This window comes from Flavobacterium taihuense, from assembly GCF_019351435.1.
Classification (GTDB): Bacteria; Bacteroidota; Bacteroidia; order Flavobacteriales; family Flavobacteriaceae; genus Flavobacterium; species Flavobacterium taihuense.
On the sequence record NZ_JAHWYN010000015.1, the window covers coordinates 19,297 to 36,770 of the forward strand.

Below are 17,474 nucleotides of genomic sequence, written 5' to 3' on the forward strand. Positions count from 1 at the left end.
ATCTAATTTCAGTCCATCAAAATTCGATATGGAGAATAGTTTTGAAGATTTGATAGCTACATATATTGAAAATAAAGTTGGCATATCAGAAAATTTTTTAAGTAATGATTTGGCCAATAATCTTAAGCAGAATCTACACAATTTAAATAAAAACAGTCAATTATCGGCCGCAGGAATTGGTAATTCAGAGAAGCTATCTTATGATGGAGCCATTCGAAGCGATTCTATTTATTGGTTGGACAAAAAAAACAACAATGCTTTTGAGAATGAATTTTTTGCCCAAATGGAGGCTTTTATTTTATATCTAAATGAAAGTTGTTATGCTGGAATTACAGGTTATGAATTTCACTACTCCCTTTATGAAAAAGGTGATTTTTACCTGAAACATCTAGATCAATTCAAGAATAATCCAAGCAGAAAGTATTCTATCATCAGCTATTTAAACAGTGATTGGCAAGAAAGTGATGGAGGAGAACTGCTCATTCATCAGCAGGATTACAATCAAAAAATCAGCCCAACTCAAGGCAAAACTGTTTTTTTTAAAAGTGACGAGCTTGTTCATGAAGTTTTGGTAACACAAAATACCAGAATGAGTATTACAGGCTGGCTGAAGAGTGATTAATGAAAAAGTAACGCTATCATAATCTCCAGGAAGATTAATATAATCACAATCCACTCTAAACGAGAGCTTTCACGAACATTCAAAACATCTGTAAAAAGCTTAAGATTATCCTCTACAATATCAAGCCGATAATCTAGATCTTTGAAACGTGGATTTATGTCAAAATTGGCTTTCAGCTGTCGGTTTAATAGATTGAGCTCTTCATTATCCCAAACTAAATTGGGGTCATCGAGAATGTAAAGATTGTCCACAATACTGTTTTTTACGTTCAATACTTTACCTATATATTTGAGCAAATTAGTTTTGGAGATACTTAGTTTTCCTCGTTTTTCCAATTCCAATATGTATTCCTTAGAAGAAGTAATAAGCTCATTTGTAAGCACCTCATAATAATCTAAAGCTACTGACTGAGCTATATTGAGCATTACGATTCTTAGTATAGAAGGATCTACATAAGGAACCGAAACATAGTCGTTCTTAATAACAACTTTCGAAATGTTTAGATCAATTTCTATCTGATATTCTTCAGACAAATCCAAATCAACAATTGTGGTTGTATACCTTTTGACAAAATCAATGACTCCATTTTTTTCTGTAACTGTATAATTAGCCAAAACAGCCACACCATAATCAAATATGTAGAGGTATCGCTTTTTATCACTTAAAGTATAAAATATTTCAGAAGGAGAACTAGAATGGGGTTCAATTCCAAACTCAGCCCTTAATTTTTTAATATTAAAAGCTTCCGCAATTTGAATCGCCTCGATTTTAATAAAGTCAGATTGATCCATGTTTAGACATTATTTGTTTTTAAAATACCCGATAAAGTAGTTTAAAGTTACTTCTTTATGTCTTATAAATAAAAGAAACAATATTGTTTTTAAATAAAATGCCGATATGTCTTACGTAAAAGTTTAAAATGAATAAAGCATCACAAAGAGCAAAAAATAGCATTCTAGCTAATTATATCTTGCAGAATATAAGGTGAAGAAGAATTAGGTATTGAAATTTTTCAAAATATCGCGTATGTAATTTATTTAAAATGACTAAATTAGTGTGTTATAAATCCATTAAATGAAAGCAAAATGAAAGAGATAGACAATAAATCAGGTTCAAATAAAGAAGATAAAAACAAACTACCAGATTCGCTTTTGTATCCTCCTGAAGAAGATATTTATAGAAAATTTCGTAAAGAAAGTGAAATAGATCCAGAAGATATTTCTAAAAAAAAGTCACCTGTTGAAATCAATAATGTCAGCGAATTGAATGAAAAAGACTTTGAGGAAGATATGTCTGGTGCCGATTTAGATATTCCTGGATCTGAATTGGATGATGATTTTGAAAATATTGGCAATGAAGATGAAGAAAATAATCATTACAGTATTGGTGGAGACAATCATAGTAATTTAGATGAAAATTCAGGAAATCCGGATTAAAGAAAATCGTGATTCCTAAAGGTCACATCTTTCCACTATTGTCTATGCATAACTTTTCAATAATTTGTGCTGCTTCATTGTTTGAATTTGCTGAAAAACCAGCCACAAAAACACCTTTTTCACCAGAATTTGAAATTATTCCATAAACAACCGATTCTTCGTCCGGATCTGAGTCTCCCTCATAGCGATAAACATGCTCTACTGAATAATCATGGGGATTTGCTTTAATATTTTCATAATGAAGATTAAAATCATTATGGAATCCTTTTTCTTTTAAATCGGCTAAAGCCTCCAAAACGGTAGTATAATTATAGGTTGGTTTCATGATGGATGAGAATTAATAGTTATACTTAAAGATAACTATTTTATTTTTAAGTTATTATAAAAGTTATATTAAAGTAAAAGGGCTATTCTTGATAAGCTGTGATTAATGTTGTAAATTCGCACCGCAGACCGCCTTATCGTCGTCTCATCTTTTGGGATGAGAGGGAGGAAAGTCCGGACACCATAGGGAAGCATAGCGGGTAACACCCGTCGGTCTCATCTTTACAGGCGAGATTAGGACAAGTGCAACAGAAAGTATGTACAGGTAATGCTGTAGTGAAACCAGGTAAACTCTATGCGGTGAAATATCAAGTATATCAGCATTCAAGGGTTCCCGCCCGTTGCTGAAGGGTAGATAGCTTGAGTCTCGTAGTAATGCGGGATCTAGATAAATGATAAGGCTCCGATTTATCGGAGACAGAATCCGGCTTATAGGTCTGCATTTTTTTATTGTTTTTCATGTTTATTTGCTATTTTAGTCAAAAAAACATGAAAAATTTTCCTTTTTTATCTTCATCACAATCACTTTTACTTTTTCGAATAACACTTCCTTTATTTTTTGTAGCCCATGCAGTTACCAGAATTGCAAATGGAACAATAGATCGATTTGCTGATTTTTTATCCACCAAAGGCTTTTTTGCAACTACCGCTATGGTTTGGGGAATCACTATTTATGAAATAATTGGGGGAATCGTGCTCGCCTTTGGCTATTACACAAAATATTTATCTCTCGGTTTTATTTTGATGTTGATAATGGGAAATATTATCATTCATTACCAGAATGGCTGGTGGGTAGGTGAGCATGGCGAAGGCGGAATGGAATACAGTTGCGCTTTAATTTTAGGACTAATTGTTATTGCAGCCGCGAAAAATGAAAAAGTGAATCTTGATAAATAATATATGAAAACAAGAATTGGAATTCTAGGTTTAGGTGGAGTAGGTGGTTATTTTGGAGGATTATTGACCAAAGAATATGCTACATCCGATACAATTGATATTGTATTTATTGCCCGTGGAGAGACTTTAAAAGTTGTTTCGGAATTTGGACTAAAAATTAGAACTGATGAAGGAGAAATGACCGTTTTTCCAAATATTGTTTCTGATAATCCTGAAATAATAGGTAAACTAGAATACCTGATTTGTGCGACCAAAACCTATGATATCGAAACCAGTTTTGAATCCTATAGAAAGTGCATTACTAGCAATACAATCATTCTGCCACTTTGTAATGGAGTTGATGCTTCCGAGCGAATTAGCAAACTATTTCCAGAAAACAGCGTTTTGCAAGGGTGTGTTTATATCGTTTCGATGATTGTTGCACCTGGAATAATCAAGAAAATAGGCCCTTATGAAAAACTGTTTTTTGGATCGAAATCAAATGCAGATTCGAAAATAACCGCACTTCAATCCTTTTTTGAAAAAGCAAAAATAGAAAGCTATCTTGTTGAAAATATAGAAGAAACCGTTTGGGAAAAATTCATTTTTATTTCGGCTCTTGCCTCGGCCACTTCATATTTGAATCAGAATATTGGCCAAATTTTATCCAATCCGGAGAGTAAACAAGTTTATGTTTCTTTGTTGAATGAAATTGCTTTGGTCGCTTCCGTAAAGGGGTTAAAAATGCCCGAAAATATTGTTGAACAGACTATTCTAAAACTAGAAAAATCACCTCAGGAAGCTACTTCCTCCATGCATCGGGACTTTTTAGCCCATCATAAAACAGAGGTGGTTTCTCTAACAGAATTTGTTGTAAAAGAAGGAATAAAATATGATGTTTCGACTCCGATTTATCAAATGATATTGAGGAAATTATTAGAATAAAATGGTTGTGATTTCTTTATAAATATAATAATTATATTACATTTGCGACAAAACCAATCTTTAAATATTTATTAATGAAATTTTTCCAATCATTTTTTCTTTTATTTCTTTTCGCTCCTTTCTTTACAATTATTGCCCAAGACAATCCTACTGTAGAAAAAAATCAATTTAAAATAAACATGCTATTACCTGGTTTCGTTTATGAACATGGTTTTAGTAATAAAAATACGCTGTATTCAGAGCTTAGCTTTGGTGTTGGATATAGAGATAGTGGTTTTAATGGATCTAGTTGGTCTTTTTATCCATCCATTACTGAACAATTTCGTCATTATTATAATTTAGAAAAAAGAACCAATAAAGGAAAAGTGACTACTAATAATTCAGGTAGTTTTGTAGCTTTACATGCAGATTATAGGTTTAGAGCTATTTCTTCGAATGAATCACATATTCCTACAGAAAGTTCTTTCACTATTGCTCCTGTATGGGGATTTGAAAGAACTTATAAAAGAAATTTTAATTTAGCATTATATACGGGAGTCGGATACAATATAAATAGTGATTTAAATGATGGTGGTTTTGTGCCAGTTCTAAATTTTTCATTGGGTTGGGTAATTGGTAAGTAAATTATGAAAAAAATATTTTTATTTATTTTGATTATTCTTTCAATCAATTTGCATGCGCAACGAATTCGTACTTTTGTAGGAGTAGGTTTTTATAAGCATACCGATTTTAATAATTCTATTTTCGGAAGTGTTAATACTGGTTTAGAATATAAAGTAATTAATAATTTTAGACCTGAAATAGAGATTGGTTTTATGTATGGTACTCCTGAAACTTTAACCAATTATACCCCGACGGGTCTTGCAGAGAGTGTTTTTGAAAGAACAACTTCGGCAATAAACTATAGCTTTTGTCCTAAAATTTATTTTGGAGATCAGGAAACTTCAGATATGGGGGTATTCATTAGACCTAGATACACCTACTCCAGAGTGTTTGGAAATACTGAACTTACAAAAAGAAATCCTAGTGACTTATCTAAACCTATTAATGAAAAAAAAAGGGCTAGTACTTGGGATCAATCATTTGATATAGGAATTGGTGTTTCTGTTAATTTTTCTGAAAAATACTATCATTCAGCAGATTTTATATTGTACTATAACAATATAAACTTAGGAGATGCATTAAATACAATTGATGTTAGCAGAACGGTTAACACCAATAATACATTAGGTATAGGGTTGATAGTGTATTTTGGAGGCAAAAGAAAATCATAATTTTTACAAAAAGCCCTAAATATTAAAAAATTAGGGCTTTTTTTTATAAGCAAAATGAAATCTTAATCTTCGTCGTCTTCAGTAGTTTTTATATTGGACTCATCATCCATTTCTTCCTCTTCAGTAGAATTCAATTCGAAGAAACTAAAAATAGAACCTCCATAACTTTTCTGAAAAGAGAAATTGATCATGTGATCCAGTTTGGTATATTTTGAGTGTTCAATAACCATCATACCGTCTTCATTAAGTAATTCTTTTTCGAAAATCAATAATACAATTTTCTCAAAAGTCTTTTGGTCTAATGCATACGGAGGATCCGCAAAAATAATGTCATACGAAGTTTTACATTTTTCAAGATATGAAAAAACATCACTTTTCGTTGCCGCAATATTAAAATCATATTCTGCTGCTACTTGTTTAATGAATTTTACACAACCAAAATCACCATCTACAGACGTAATTGGAGTACACCCGCGAGAAGCAAATTCATAACTGATATTTCCTGTTCCAGAGAATAAATCCAATATTTTCAAGCCTTCAAAACTAAAATGATTGTTCAAAACATTAAACAATGCTTCTTTGGACATATCGGTTGTAGGTCGAACGGGTAGGCCTTTTGGAGGAGAAATGCGTCTTCCTTTGTATTTTCCGGATATGATTCTCATGAGTTAAAAAGTATAAAATGTTGCTGATTTTGTGCGGTTGAAAATGGGTTGATTTTTTGTAAATCAGTTACATCAAAGAAGGATACATTTCGAATGTATTTGAAAGCGATTTTGTAAAAATCATCATCTTCAGAAATGGTTCCTAATAATTCCAATTTGAAACTTTCGGGATTCATATTTAACTGCTCGGCTGTAAAAAGCAAATAGTAAATAAAATCCTCTGGCGTTTTATATTCGAAGGAATTGAATAACAGTAATTTTTGGTTCTGAATCACGATAATTTCAAAATGTCCAGGGTTAAAGTGAACAATCATTTTCTTAGTGTCATTGTTTTTGGAAGCATCCAAAAGCCTGGAAACCAAAATGGTATTGGCGTGTTTGTAATCGAAAGCGCCAAATTGATCTATGAAAAAGTTATTGATATTCACATACGGAATATAAACCGCATTCATTTGATAATTGGTGATTTCATCAAATGCAAAAAAATCGGTTTCAAAAACTTTGGTATTGTATTGCAAATAACTACCTAAAAAATGTTCATCAAATAGAGCAGTAGGAACAAACGTTGATAGATTATTGTTGTGAATTACCTGAATTTCATCATAACTGTCATTCAGTTCTGGATAATTTCGAAAAGCATCCGAAAACAATTCCTCAATCTTGGTCGATTTATGAAAAGTATCAAAACGAATTTCATTTACAGATACAATCCTATTATGAAGCGTGTCAAAGCAACAAAACGAAAGCCCAGTGAGTGAAACTTGAATAGAAAGTTTTTTGTATTTCTTATCGGTTATAATAGTATTCATAGTATTTTTTTCAACATTGCAAACTTACAAATTAAAAAGCAATAGGCAATAGGCTATAAGCTGTAGGCTTTATTACTGAACTCTTGCTTAGAGCTTATTGTTTAAAGCATAAATAAAATTGATTTTTGAAATTGCCATTGAAATAGCCTTACTTTGCAATCAAAATATACCCAATGAATTCCTCCTCATTTTACAGCTATTTACAGAAAAAATTTCCTTTTCAGCCAACGTACAATCAGGATATTTTTTTTCAAAAAATAGCTATTTTCTTGACCGATACTCATAATGAAACGATTTTTGTACTGAAAGGATATGCGGGAACTGGAAAAACGACGGTTATTTCAACAATTGTTAACAGTCTATTAGAGATTAACAAAAAATATGTTTTGCTTGCTCCGACAGGGCGTGCGGCAAAAGTAATTGCCAATTATTCAAACAAACCCGCTTTTACGATTCACAAAAAAATTTATTTTCCGAAAAAAAATTCAGGGGGAGGCGTGTCTTTTACTTTACAACAAAACAAACATAAAAATACCATTTTCATTGTCGATGAAGCTTCGATGATTTCTAACACCAATTCGGATTCTAAATTGTATGAAAACGGCTCCTTACTTGATGATTTGATTTCGTATGTATATTCGGGAACCAATTGCAAGATGCTACTTTTGGGTGATACAGCGCAATTGCCACCTGTGAATTTAGATATAAGCCCCGCTTTGGATATTCATACGCTGAGTATAAATTACAACAAAGAAGTTGAATATATTGAACTCGACGAAGTAATGCGTCAGGAAGAAAACTCCGGGATTTTGCATAATGCTACAGAACTACGTGAATTATTACAGGATACTTTTATAACCGAGTTTAAATTCAATGTTCGAAAATTCAAAGACATTGTTCGTTTAGTTGATGGGTATGATATTCAGGATGCAATTCATTCGGCTTACAGCAATTTCAGTATCGAAGACACGGCTTTTATTGTTCGTTCCAACAAAAGAGCGAATCAATACAATGAGCAAATCCGAACCAAAATCCTAGATAAAGAAAGCGAACTCTCCACAGGCGATTTCCTGATGGTGGTGAAGAATAATTATTTTTGGCTAAAAGATTCGGATGAAGCGGGATTTATTGCCAATGGTGATATTATCGAAGTTCTAGAAATGTTTGGCATTAAAGAATTATACGGTTTTAAATTTGCCAAAGTAAAAATACGAATGATTGATTATCCCGATCAGAAACCTTTTGAAACCGTGCTTTTGATGGATACTATAAAAAGTGAATCACCGTCTTTGACTTTCGAGGAATCCAATCGTTTGTATCAAGAAGTGATGAAAGATTATGAAAACGAAACTACCAAATATAAAAAGTTTCAGAAAGTAAAGGAAAACGAATATTTCAATGCCTTGCAAGTCAAATTCTCGTATGCTATTACCTGTCATAAATCGCAAGGAGGGCAGTGGAACACCGTTTTTATAGAGCAACCGTATTTACCAAATGGCATTGACAGAGATTACATCCGATGGCTCTATACCGCTATGACAAGAGCCAAAAATAAGTTATATTTGATAGGCTTTAAGGATGAAAGTTTTACAGAATAAAACAATAAAAAATGAAACAAAAAATTGCTCATATTGCATTGCTCGTAGGTGATTATGATGATGCCATTACATTTTATACTCAAAAATTACATTTTGATTTAATAGAAGATATTAAACTAAGTGAAGACAAACGTTGGGTTTTGATAGCACCAAAGGAAACAGTGGGGTTCAGCTTGCTTTTAGCAAAAGCCGACAATGAAGAGCAAAAAACTAGGGTAGGAAATCAAACTGGAGGGAGAGTTTTTTTATTTCTAAATACAGATGATTTTGAGAGAGATTATCAAAATTTAATAGACAATAAAGTAGCAATTATTAGAAAGCCAATAGAGCAAGCTTATGGAAAAGTAGCTGTATTTGCTGACTTATATGGCAATTTATGGGATTTAATTGAACGAAAAGAGATTTTGTAAAAGCTTTTTATCATGAATAATTTAAACGATTTACATAAGATTTCAGGTTCATTTTCAAATACTGAAAAAATGCCTGTTTTGTTTTTGGGACATGGAAGTCCAATGAACGCCATTGAAGAAAATCAATTTGTTACTGGTTTTAGAAATTTGGCAAAAACTTTGCCCAAACCAAATGCTATTTTGTGTATTTCGGCGCATTGGTTTACCAACGGGACCAAAGTTACAGCGATGGAAATACCGCGAACGATTCATGATTTTGGAGGTTTCCCTCAAGAATTATTTGACGTACAATACCCAGTAAAAGGAAGTCCTGAATTAGCTACTGCAACACAAGAATTATTATTGCCAACAGTAGTAGAATTAGATCACCATTGGGGGTTAGACCATGGAGCTTGGAGTGTAATTAAACATTTATATCCAGATGCCGATATACCTGTAATTCAGATGAGTATTGATTATACTAAATCAGGACAATATCATTTTGAATTGGCACAAAAATTAAGTGCATTACGAACCAAAGGAATCCTGATTGTAGGCAGTGGCAATATTATTCATAATTTGAGAATGGTCGATTTTAGAAATATCAATACGGATAATTACGGTTATGATTGGGCTGTTGAAGCCAGAGCTGTTATAAATAATTATTTGTTGGATGAAAATTTCCAACCACTTATTGATTTTGAAAAGCAAAGCAAAGCTTTCCAATTGTCGATTCCGACACCCGAACATTATTTACCCTTGATTTATACCTTGGGATTAAAAGGAAAATCAGAGGAATTAAGTTTGTTTAATGATAAATTGGTAGCTGGTTCGTTGAGTATGACATCAGTGAAGATTTCGAATTAGTTTAAGATTATAAAAACATAAATTTGAAATTAAATTTAAAAAGAAGAATAAATAAAAATGAAAATAATAGCAGTCATTCCCGCCCGTTACGCATCTACAAGATTTCCAGCAAAATTGATGCAGGATTTGGGAGGCAAAACGGTAATTTTAAGAACCTATGAAGCGGCCATAAACACTCAACTATTTGATGACGTATTTGTGGTAACCGATTCAGATTTGATTTTTGATGAAATTGTTTCCAATGGTGGAAAAGCCATTCGAAGCATTAACGAACACGAATCGGGGAGTGATCGAATTGCCGAAGCTGTAGAAAATCTAGATGTAGATATTGTTGTCAATGTTCAGGGAGATGAACCTTTCATTGACAAAGTTCCCTTAGCAAAAGTGATTGACGTTTTTAGAAATGACAAAACAAAGCAAGTTGATTTGGCTTCTTTAATGCGAGAAATAAAAGAGGAAGACGAAATTAACAATCCCAATAATGTTAAAGTAGTTGTGGATCAAAACGGATTTGCTTTGTATTTTTCGCGCTCGGTAATTCCCTATCCACGAGAGAAAAACGTAGGTGTTCGTTATATGCAGCACATCGGAATTTATGCTTTTAGAAAACAAGCGCTGTTGGATTTTTACAGCTTACCGATGAAATCTTTGGAAGCCTCCGAAAAACTGGAGCAGTTACGCTATCTCGAATTTGGAAAACGAATCAAGATGGTAGAAACCGCTCACGTAGGAATTGGAATTGATACTCCAGAAGATTTAGAAAAAGCGAGAACGATGATTTAAATCAATCTGGATTTTCGTGATCAAAGTACCCTTTTGCTTTAATTTTAGAAGAAAAGAAATTAAGAAAAAGAACAACAAAAAACAGAAAGAGTAAAGCTTGTGTAGTCACCAGAAATTTTCCAATAGTTGTGACAGGATGATAATCACCATATCCTATTGATGAAGAAGTAATAATACTAAAATAAATAGCATCAAACCAATGTAAAAAAGGTTTGTTTAAATAATTATCACAGGAATACAAAACAGCAAAGGCAAACGAAATCTCCAGATAATTAAAGAAAAGCAAAAGCATGGATCGTTTATAAGACCGAGGTCGGGAAAACATATCCGATGCAAAAATGAGTGTTGGAATATAAAAAACTGTTTCTAAAAAAACATAAATTAAGATACCGATGACCCAATGATAGACTTGCCAATGGTTAATCAATATCAAAAGAGGAAACCAAACTTTGAGTAAAACATAAAAATCAACAGCTAAATCTTCATATTCAACTCCTTTTTTATTGGCTAAATATTTGATGTAAATTCCAGGAAAAAGTAATTGAGAAGAGGAGAGAAGCAAGCGAACAATTTTTTCTAATCCATTATCGTCTTCGTGGTCATTATTCCAAATCGCTTTAATGTTTTGAAAACGTTTTTCTAGAGGATTAAATTTTGATTTTGGCCCTCTAGTTGCTTTCCCCAACAATAATTTTTTGAGAATATTTTTCATCAGATTTGTAATTGAATACTTTAGAAAGATACAAAAAATAAAGGTATTTTGTCTCAATTAAGCTTAAAAAACACAGTCGGTGACAATTATTGCTTAGTAATAAAAACTGTTCATTCTGAAAACAAAAAAAATACTCAACCACTGATGATTGAGCATTTTTTGTTAAACCAGTTTTGTAACTCATTTAATAATGCAATCCAAAACCAAAAGGATACAAGGGATCTTTTGAATCATAAGGAACATCTTCTTTTTGATTTCTGACCGCCTCCATTGAAGAAGGCAACTCAAAAGGCAACTTACCTTCGGGTTTGGCAATTCCAAACACAACATCCAAGAGGGCTGCATCACTTGCCCCATAATTTCCAAAAACATCTTTCGCAGCACTATTGATTTCAGGAAATACAGCAGGACGATCCAAATAAATATCAACAATTGTTGGTACTGTTTTGCAAAGCGCCAAAACATCCTCTAAATCCTTTCCTTTAAAATCCAAGTCGCCGTGATGAAATCCTTTGGCAAACGGATTGTCCGTGTCAAGAGGAACCCAAGGCGTATTCAAACGAATAATGGCAATATCGGCCTGCTCTGGTAAATCAACAATAATGCCATATTGGGAAGCAATTTTTGGATTTATATTTTTAACATAAATTTTTAATTTACTCGAAACTGCTAATGGCAATTTTAAATCATTTTTCAATAATGTCATCGAACGACGCTGCGTATCTTCTCCTAATTTTTTGAAATCGGCACGACCTACTACTTTTGTTGCATTATCTACATCAATATAAGGATTGTCAAACAGACCCAAAATAAATTTTTGGCGCAACAATCTTCTAACTGATTGATCAATTCTGGATTCTTTAATTTTTCCTTCTTTTACTAATTGTACAATATATTGAGGGCAATTTTCTCCACCAAATTGGTCACAACCTGCATCAATTATCTTTTTTACTCGTTCAATTTCGCTAAGATTTTCAACTCCCCAAGCTCTTGCAGGCCATATTACAGCTCCCATATGTGTATCCGAAACCAGACCCCAATCGGTACAAACCACACCATCAAACTTATATTTCTCACGAAGTAATCTGGTTATTATGTCTTTATTATAGGAGAACCCAACATTTTCTGAAGTTTGATCGGTTGGCACTCCATAGTACGGCATAATACAAGCAGTATTTGCTTTGAATGCTGCTTCAAACGGAATTAAATGATAATTGAAATTTTTTCCAGGATAGACTTGACCTTTTTGATATTGAAAATGGGGATCCAAACCTTCCTTTTGTGGACCACCACCCGAAAAATGCTTCGTCATACATGCCACACTAGTAGTACCTAATTGATTTCCTTGAAAACCTAAAATATAGGCCTGTATCATTCTTGCCGATAGATTAGCATCTTCTCCAAAAGTTCCGCTTACACGAGGCCAACGTGGTTCGGTAGCTAAATCAGCCATTGGATGCAAAGCCTCTCGAATTCCAACTGCCAGATATTCTTGGCGAGCAATATCTCCAAACTTTTGAGTTAATACTGGATCGTTTATAGCCGCAAAACCCAATTGCTCTGGCCATTGCGAAAAACCATTGGCTTCCATCGCAAATACATTATTACTAAAATAATGACGAGGATCTGAGGCTATGGTAACAGGAATTCCAAGTCTTGATTCTTCAGCCACTTTTTGGATGGCATTATAACCCATTGCCAATTCTTTTACTCCAGGAGCTTGCCAATAATTAAAATGATTCATTTTTTTATTGACAATCAAATCCCGCGCTGAAGGAATTCTGGACGCCATTCCCGTTGCTCCCTCTTGTTTATCGATACTTCCGTCAGTATTAATAAGTGTACCGTTAATGAACATCATTCCAGCCTTTTCATCTATGTTCATTAGTGAAATGAGGTTATCAATTCGATTTTCTATAGGTAGTTTTATATTTTCATACGGATCCATTTTACCGTTTTTATTGAGATCTCTATATTTTGGAGGATCAATAAATGATATCGAAACAAAGCCTGTCACAAACAATGTTGAGATAAAAAGAGGTTTGAATTTACTTTTCATTTAAATATGAATTAAATTATTACAATGTGTTATTTCGACACAATGTACAAACAATTATTTAATTATAAATAAAAAACAAATATAAAACTTTGAATAATAGAAAATTATGAGATTTAAATTACGAATAACACTGCTGTTTTAGCTTTAAATTATTCAGAAAATGCATTGCTAATTTAATTTTTCAATAATAATTAATTCATTATGCAATTCAATTCTGGGTATCGATTGAATATTGAAGTTAATATCATTGAAATCTTTGATGAAATTTTGGTTTCTAAAATTGTCTCCAGCCGTTAAACACATCGTATTAAAAAGTACAACACCCTTATTTTTAAGTAAAAAACAAATTCTATTAATAAAAAATTTTTCAAATAAAAAATTTGGCATAGTGGTATCTTGAAATATATCGATAACAATCAAATCATAACGGTCTTTAGTTTTCAATACAAACTCAAAAGCATCGTCAATGACAATATTTAAATTTTCTATTTCATTCAGTTTGAAGTATTCATTGGCTATTTTTATAATATCCGCATCGATATCAACCCCTGTGATTTGACCTTTAAAATGAATTTCGTCTACCAACGTTTTAATGACACTCCCGCCAGCAACCCCGAGAACAAGGGCATGCTCCATTTTTGCAATTCTTTCAAATCCAAAATGCTTTAGTCCTTTTCTTAATATACGCTGCAAGCTGCCGTAGGAATAATTAGTATTTTCAGAATCAAGTACTAATTCACCATTTGCCCAAGTGACCTCGATGGTTTTACTTAAAGTTGATTTCGTTTTATATATTTTAATTGGAATAATATAACTTAATAATTTACGCAGCATTAATTTAGGTTTTTATCAAAAATAAGATAATAATTATTTAATTTGTATAAAATTGAAGACAAATGAAGAAACAAATCTATAAATGGATTTTTGGTGATTTAATGGGCTGGAAAATAGAAGGAAGCTTAGATGAACAAATAAAAAAATCTGTATTGATGGTAATGCCACATACCAGTTGGCATGATTTTTATGTTGCCATTATTTGTAGAGGCGCAATAGGTATTGACATCAATTGGGTAGGAAAAAAAGAATTATTCCGTTTTCCTTTTGGGTATTTTTTCAAATCTTTAGGAGGTGCTCCACTGGATAGAACTGGTGGATTAAACAAAGTAGAATCTATTGTTAGTATTTTTAACTCTAGAGAAATATTTAGATTAGGATTGTCGCCTGAAGGAACGCGCAAAAAAGTAGAACAGCTCAAAACCGGTTTTTATTACATCGCCCTAAAAGCAAATGTTCCAATCATTCCTGTGTCCATAAATTTTGAAAAAAAGATAGTAGCCTTTGGAAATCCATTTTATCCAACAGGCACTATAGAATCCGATTTAACGATTTTGAACAAACATTTTATAAATGCCAAAGGAAAAATTCCAGAAAAGGGATTCAAAGTAACTTAAATTCCAACTTCGTGAGAATCTCCTAAAATATTTTTTTTTGATTCTTGGAAAGAATATTGAATTCTCAGTAATTTAGTACTATATAGCTTGAAAGCAGATTTTAAAATGATTTAGCTGGTATATACTTTAAAAGTACCATTTTTATAAAAGAAGACAATTTTTTCTATTTCATCACAATTTTCGTTTTTGACAGAAGTTAAAATCTGTTTCATTTTGGTCTGATCATCATTTGACTCTTTCGAAGTTGGAATTTGAGAAAACAAATCGATTGGAGTAGAAGACTCTAAATTTGTAATACCTATATTCGTATTTAAATTTTCAATTTCTACTGAATTTTTCGGAAAAATACCCTTACCATTCAATATCCAATACAGATCTACATCAGGGAAAAATTCAACAATTTTTAAGATGAAATCCAAACTTGGTTTGTTTCTGCCGGAGAGGAGGTGAGACATACTAGAACGTTGTACGCCTATTTTATCCGCAAAAGAGGAAGCGTTAAGGCTATAATAATCGAGTATAATCTCCAATCTTTTTATGAAATCATCTGTGTTCACCATTGTAAATTGCGTTTCAAATTGATGTATTTACAAATGTAATCAAAAGGACTGAGGCTACCTAATTCACAATGTTAAATTGGCTTATTATTCATTTTTCATTTAAAGCTATAGTGTCACTAATAAACATAATCAATTGATATGTATTTGATTATATCCAATTTTAAAAAATAACGACTAATGGTTACATTAGTAATATTGCACTCAAACAAATGCTATGCAAACTGTTTACAAACTTAATTTTATATTAAATTTTATAATTTACAATTGTAAATATAAAGATGTTTACTTTTGTAAATTAAATATTATAGCATGGATTTAGAACAACTATTTAATAAAAATAAAGAAAATACGATTCAAGGGCGTTATATCACATTGGAAAATATTGAGCCAATATTAAAGCGTGAATCTCTAAAAAATGATGTACAGATAATTGGGAAATCTGTTTTAGGAAAACCTATTTATAGTTACAAAAAAGGAAGCGGTAAGTTAAAAATTTATCTTTGGTCTCAAATGCACGGAAACGAAAGCACAACCACAAAAGCATTATTTGACTTCATAAACCTCCTGAATAATGGATCCGATTTGGCTAAGCAACTTTTGAGCAGCTTTACTTTTTATTGTATTCCAATGTTAAATCCTGATGGAGCCAAATTGTACACCCGCGCGAATGCAAATGATATTGATTTAAATCGGGATTCTCAAAATCTAACACAACCCGAAAGTAAAATACTAAGAGCTGTTTTTGAAGAGTTTAAACCCGATTATTGCTTTAATCTTCATGATCAACGTACTATTTTTGGTGTCGCCAATACTGGGAAACCAGCTACTGTGTCATTTTTAGCTCCTTCTTATAATGAAGAACGTGAGATTAATGAATCAAGATTAAAAGCCATTAATTTGATAGCTGGCATAAATGAAATTTTGCAAAACTATATTCCAGGACAAGTAGGACGTTTTGATGACTCTTTCAATATTAACTGTATAGGAGATACATTTCAATATTTAGGAGTACCCACATTATTGTTTGAAGCAGGTCATTTTCCTAATGATTACGAGAGAGAAGTAACCCGAAAATACATTTTTATAGCCTTGATTTCGAGTTTTATTATTCTTAGCGAAAACGATATAGTTAGCAATATAAATGATAAATATTTAAACATTCCTCAGAATAATGTCGTTTTTTTTGATTTTATGTATAAAAATGTCAAAATAAATTATGATGGTATCGAAATAATCACGAATTTTGTTGCTCAGTATAAAGAAGAGTTAATTGAAAATAAAATAAATTTTAATGCTTACATAGTTGAAGTAGGTGATTTAGAGGAGTATTTTGGTCATTATGAGTACGATGCCAAAGGAGCATTATATAAAGATTCTTATAATAACTATCCAAATGCAAATCAAAAAGCAGATTTCAATTTTAATGAAGAAGTTTTCTTTGTTAACGGAAAAATAATAAATTAATTTTTTCGCAGTTTATTTAATTTTTATTTATAATTTTAACTTTTTTAGTATCAAATAACCATATAATAAAAGAATTATGAGTAAGTTTCGTTTAGATGAAGTAGATCACCAGATTTTAGATATGTTGATAGACAACACAAGAGTTCCGTTTACTGACATCGCTAAAAAATTATTGATTTCAGCTGGAACGGTTCATGTTAGAGTTAAAAAAATGGAAGATGCCGGTATCATTATGGGATCCTCTTTGGTCCTTGATTATGATAAGTTGGGATATTCATTTATAGCCTACGTAGGTGTTTTTCTTAATAATACTTCTCAAACTAAATTTGTTTTAGAGCGTATTAATGAGATTCCTTTTGTAACTGTTGCTTCTGTAACCACTGGAAAATTCAATATTTTTTGCAAGATCAGAGCTAAGGACACTAAACATGCCAAAGATGTTATTTTTATGATTGATGATATTGAAGGTGTATATAGAACCGAAACTATGATTTCACTTGAGGAAAGTATAAATGACAAAAAGCGCTTGATGCATACCATTTTCAAAGAAATGTAATCCTTGAATGTATATTATAAATATAACCTCAAGTGTAACCTTGGGGTTTTTTTATGCCAAATTAACCAACCATTAAACTAATAG

Annotated in this window: 21 protein-coding genes and 1 other RNA gene; 14 read left to right on the plus strand and 8 right to left on the minus strand. The window is 32.0% G+C overall.

All coding sequences use genetic code 11. From position 1 onward, the window contains the following. Nucleotides 1-28 precede the first annotated feature (28 nt). Nucleotides 29-622 carry a 2OG-Fe(II) oxygenase gene (locus KZH69_RS15200; RefSeq protein WP_219318332.1) on the plus strand — a complete coding sequence of 198 codons (594 nt, stop codon included), beginning with the start codon at nt 29-31 and terminating at the stop codon, nt 620-622. On the opposite strand, the gene KZH69_RS15205 is transcribed toward KZH69_RS15200, so the two are convergent. Beyond that, a complete protein-coding gene (locus tag KZH69_RS15205) occupies nt 619-1,413 on the minus strand; it encodes an RMD1 family protein (RefSeq protein ID WP_219318333.1) in 795 nt (264 codons plus the stop codon). The genes KZH69_RS15200 and KZH69_RS15205 overlap by 4 nt on opposite strands. 294 nt (nt 1,414-1,707) lie before the next feature. Here KZH69_RS15205 and KZH69_RS15210 point away from each other — a divergent pair, with 294 nt between their 5' ends. Continuing rightward, a complete protein-coding gene (locus tag KZH69_RS15210) occupies nt 1,708-2,058 on the plus strand; it encodes a hypothetical protein (protein ID WP_219318334.1) in 351 nt (116 codons plus the stop codon). A 22-nt stretch (nt 2,059-2,080) separates the two neighbouring features. Here the strand turns inward: KZH69_RS15210 and KZH69_RS15215 are convergent, their stop codons facing one another. Further along, nucleotides 2,081-2,383 (minus strand): hypothetical protein, encoded by a 303-nt coding sequence (locus tag KZH69_RS15215; protein ID WP_219318335.1) that lies wholly within the window; start codon nt 2,381-2,383, stop codon nt 2,081-2,083. Between the two features lie 120 nt (nt 2,384-2,503). Here KZH69_RS15215 and rnpB point away from each other — a divergent pair. From rnpB to KZH69_RS15240, 5 genes are all read left to right on the plus strand, one after another. Continuing rightward, an RNA gene (gene rnpB, locus KZH69_RS15220) (RNase P RNA component class A) lies at nt 2,504-2,830 on the plus strand. Nucleotides 2,831-2,871: 41 nt separating this feature from the next. After that, complete coding sequence (locus tag KZH69_RS15225) at nt 2,872-3,279, plus strand: DoxX family protein (RefSeq protein WP_219318336.1); 408 nt, start codon at nt 2,872-2,874, stop codon at nt 3,277-3,279. Nucleotides 3,280-3,282: 3 nt separating this feature from the next. Further along, nucleotides 3,283-4,203, plus strand: coding sequence for a ketopantoate reductase family protein (locus tag KZH69_RS15230; RefSeq protein WP_219318337.1), 921 nt, complete (start codon nt 3,283-3,285; stop codon nt 4,201-4,203). 74 nt (nt 4,204-4,277) lie between these two features. Then, on the plus strand, nt 4,278-4,826 hold the full coding sequence (locus KZH69_RS15235) for a hypothetical protein (protein ID WP_219318338.1): 549 nt from the start codon (nt 4,278-4,280) through the stop codon (nt 4,824-4,826). Between the two features lie 3 nt (nt 4,827-4,829). Further along, the gene (locus KZH69_RS15240; RefSeq protein ID WP_219318339.1) at nt 4,830-5,477 is read left to right on the plus strand and encodes a hypothetical protein; all 648 of its coding nucleotides are present in this window, start codon (nt 4,830-4,832) and stop codon (nt 5,475-5,477) included. Between the two features lie 62 nt (nt 5,478-5,539). Here KZH69_RS15240 and KZH69_RS15245 read toward each other — a convergent pair whose 3' ends face one another. Continuing rightward, a complete protein-coding gene (locus tag KZH69_RS15245) occupies nt 5,540-6,142 on the minus strand; it encodes an RsmD family RNA methyltransferase (RefSeq protein ID WP_219318340.1) in 603 nt (200 codons plus the stop codon). Continuing rightward, on the minus strand, nt 6,139-6,951 hold the full coding sequence (locus tag KZH69_RS15250) for a DUF3822 family protein (RefSeq protein WP_219318341.1): 813 nt from the start codon (nt 6,949-6,951) through the stop codon (nt 6,139-6,141). The genes KZH69_RS15245 and KZH69_RS15250 overlap by 4 nt, the downstream gene beginning before the upstream one ends. A 173-nt stretch (nt 6,952-7,124) precedes the next feature. Between KZH69_RS15250 and KZH69_RS15255 the strand changes: the two genes are divergently transcribed. From KZH69_RS15255 to kdsB, 4 genes are read left to right on the plus strand one after another with little or no spacing between them, the layout of a single operon-like run. After that, entirely contained in the window at nt 7,125-8,549 is a 1,425-nt protein-coding gene (locus KZH69_RS15255) for an ATP-dependent DNA helicase (RefSeq protein WP_219318342.1), read from the plus strand. Between the two features lie 11 nt (nt 8,550-8,560). Then, a complete protein-coding gene (locus KZH69_RS15260) occupies nt 8,561-8,959 on the plus strand; it encodes a VOC family protein (protein ID WP_219318343.1) in 399 nt (132 codons plus the stop codon). Nucleotides 8,960-8,971: 12 nt separating this feature from the next. Beyond that, on the plus strand, nt 8,972-9,805 hold the full coding sequence (gene ygiD, locus KZH69_RS15265; protein ID WP_219318344.1) for a 4,5-DOPA-extradiol-dioxygenase: 834 nt from the start codon (nt 8,972-8,974) through the stop codon (nt 9,803-9,805). A gap of 57 nt (nt 9,806-9,862) precedes the next feature. Then, the gene (kdsB, locus tag KZH69_RS15270; protein WP_219318345.1) at nt 9,863-10,588 is read left to right on the plus strand and encodes a 3-deoxy-manno-octulosonate cytidylyltransferase; all 726 of its coding nucleotides are present in this window, start codon (nt 9,863-9,865) and stop codon (nt 10,586-10,588) included. Nucleotide 10,589: 1 nt separating this feature from the next. Here the strand turns inward: kdsB and KZH69_RS15275 are convergent, their stop codons facing one another. The 3 genes from KZH69_RS15275 to KZH69_RS15285 all read right to left on the minus strand — a co-directional run bounded on the left by KZH69_RS15275 (nt 10,590) and on the right by KZH69_RS15285 (nt 14,193). After that, nucleotides 10,590-11,300, minus strand: coding sequence for a potassium channel family protein (locus tag KZH69_RS15275; protein WP_219318346.1), 711 nt, complete (start codon nt 11,298-11,300; stop codon nt 10,590-10,592). A gap of 184 nt (nt 11,301-11,484) precedes the next feature. Then, on the minus strand, nt 11,485-13,359 hold the full coding sequence (locus tag KZH69_RS15280; RefSeq protein WP_219318347.1) for a glycoside hydrolase family 3 protein: 1,875 nt from the start codon (nt 13,357-13,359) through the stop codon (nt 11,485-11,487). A gap of 168 nt (nt 13,360-13,527) precedes the next feature. Further along, on the minus strand, nt 13,528-14,193 hold the full coding sequence (locus KZH69_RS15285; RefSeq protein ID WP_219318348.1) for a spermidine synthase: 666 nt from the start codon (nt 14,191-14,193) through the stop codon (nt 13,528-13,530). Nucleotides 14,194-14,255: 62 nt separating this feature from the next. On the opposite strand from KZH69_RS15285, the gene KZH69_RS15290 reads away from it, so the two are divergent. Further along, nucleotides 14,256-14,810 carry a 1-acyl-sn-glycerol-3-phosphate acyltransferase gene (locus tag KZH69_RS15290; protein ID WP_219318349.1) on the plus strand — a complete coding sequence of 185 codons (555 nt, stop codon included), beginning with the start codon at nt 14,256-14,258 and terminating at the stop codon, nt 14,808-14,810. Between the two features lie 110 nt (nt 14,811-14,920). Here KZH69_RS15290 and KZH69_RS15295 read toward each other — a convergent pair whose 3' ends face one another. Next, a complete protein-coding gene (locus KZH69_RS15295; RefSeq protein WP_219318350.1) occupies nt 14,921-15,370 on the minus strand; it encodes a helix-turn-helix domain-containing protein in 450 nt (149 codons plus the stop codon). A 309-nt stretch (nt 15,371-15,679) separates the two neighbouring features. On the opposite strand from KZH69_RS15295, the gene KZH69_RS15300 reads away from it, so the two are divergent. Further along, nucleotides 15,680-16,834: a M14 family metallopeptidase gene (locus KZH69_RS15300; RefSeq protein WP_219318351.1), complete on the plus strand. Its 1,155-nt coding sequence runs from the start codon at nt 15,680-15,682 to the stop codon at nt 16,832-16,834. A gap of 76 nt (nt 16,835-16,910) precedes the next feature. Next, the gene (locus tag KZH69_RS15305) at nt 16,911-17,390 is read left to right on the plus strand and encodes an Lrp/AsnC family transcriptional regulator (protein WP_024981770.1); all 480 of its coding nucleotides are present in this window, start codon (nt 16,911-16,913) and stop codon (nt 17,388-17,390) included. Nucleotides 17,391-17,474: the final 84 nt, after the last annotated feature.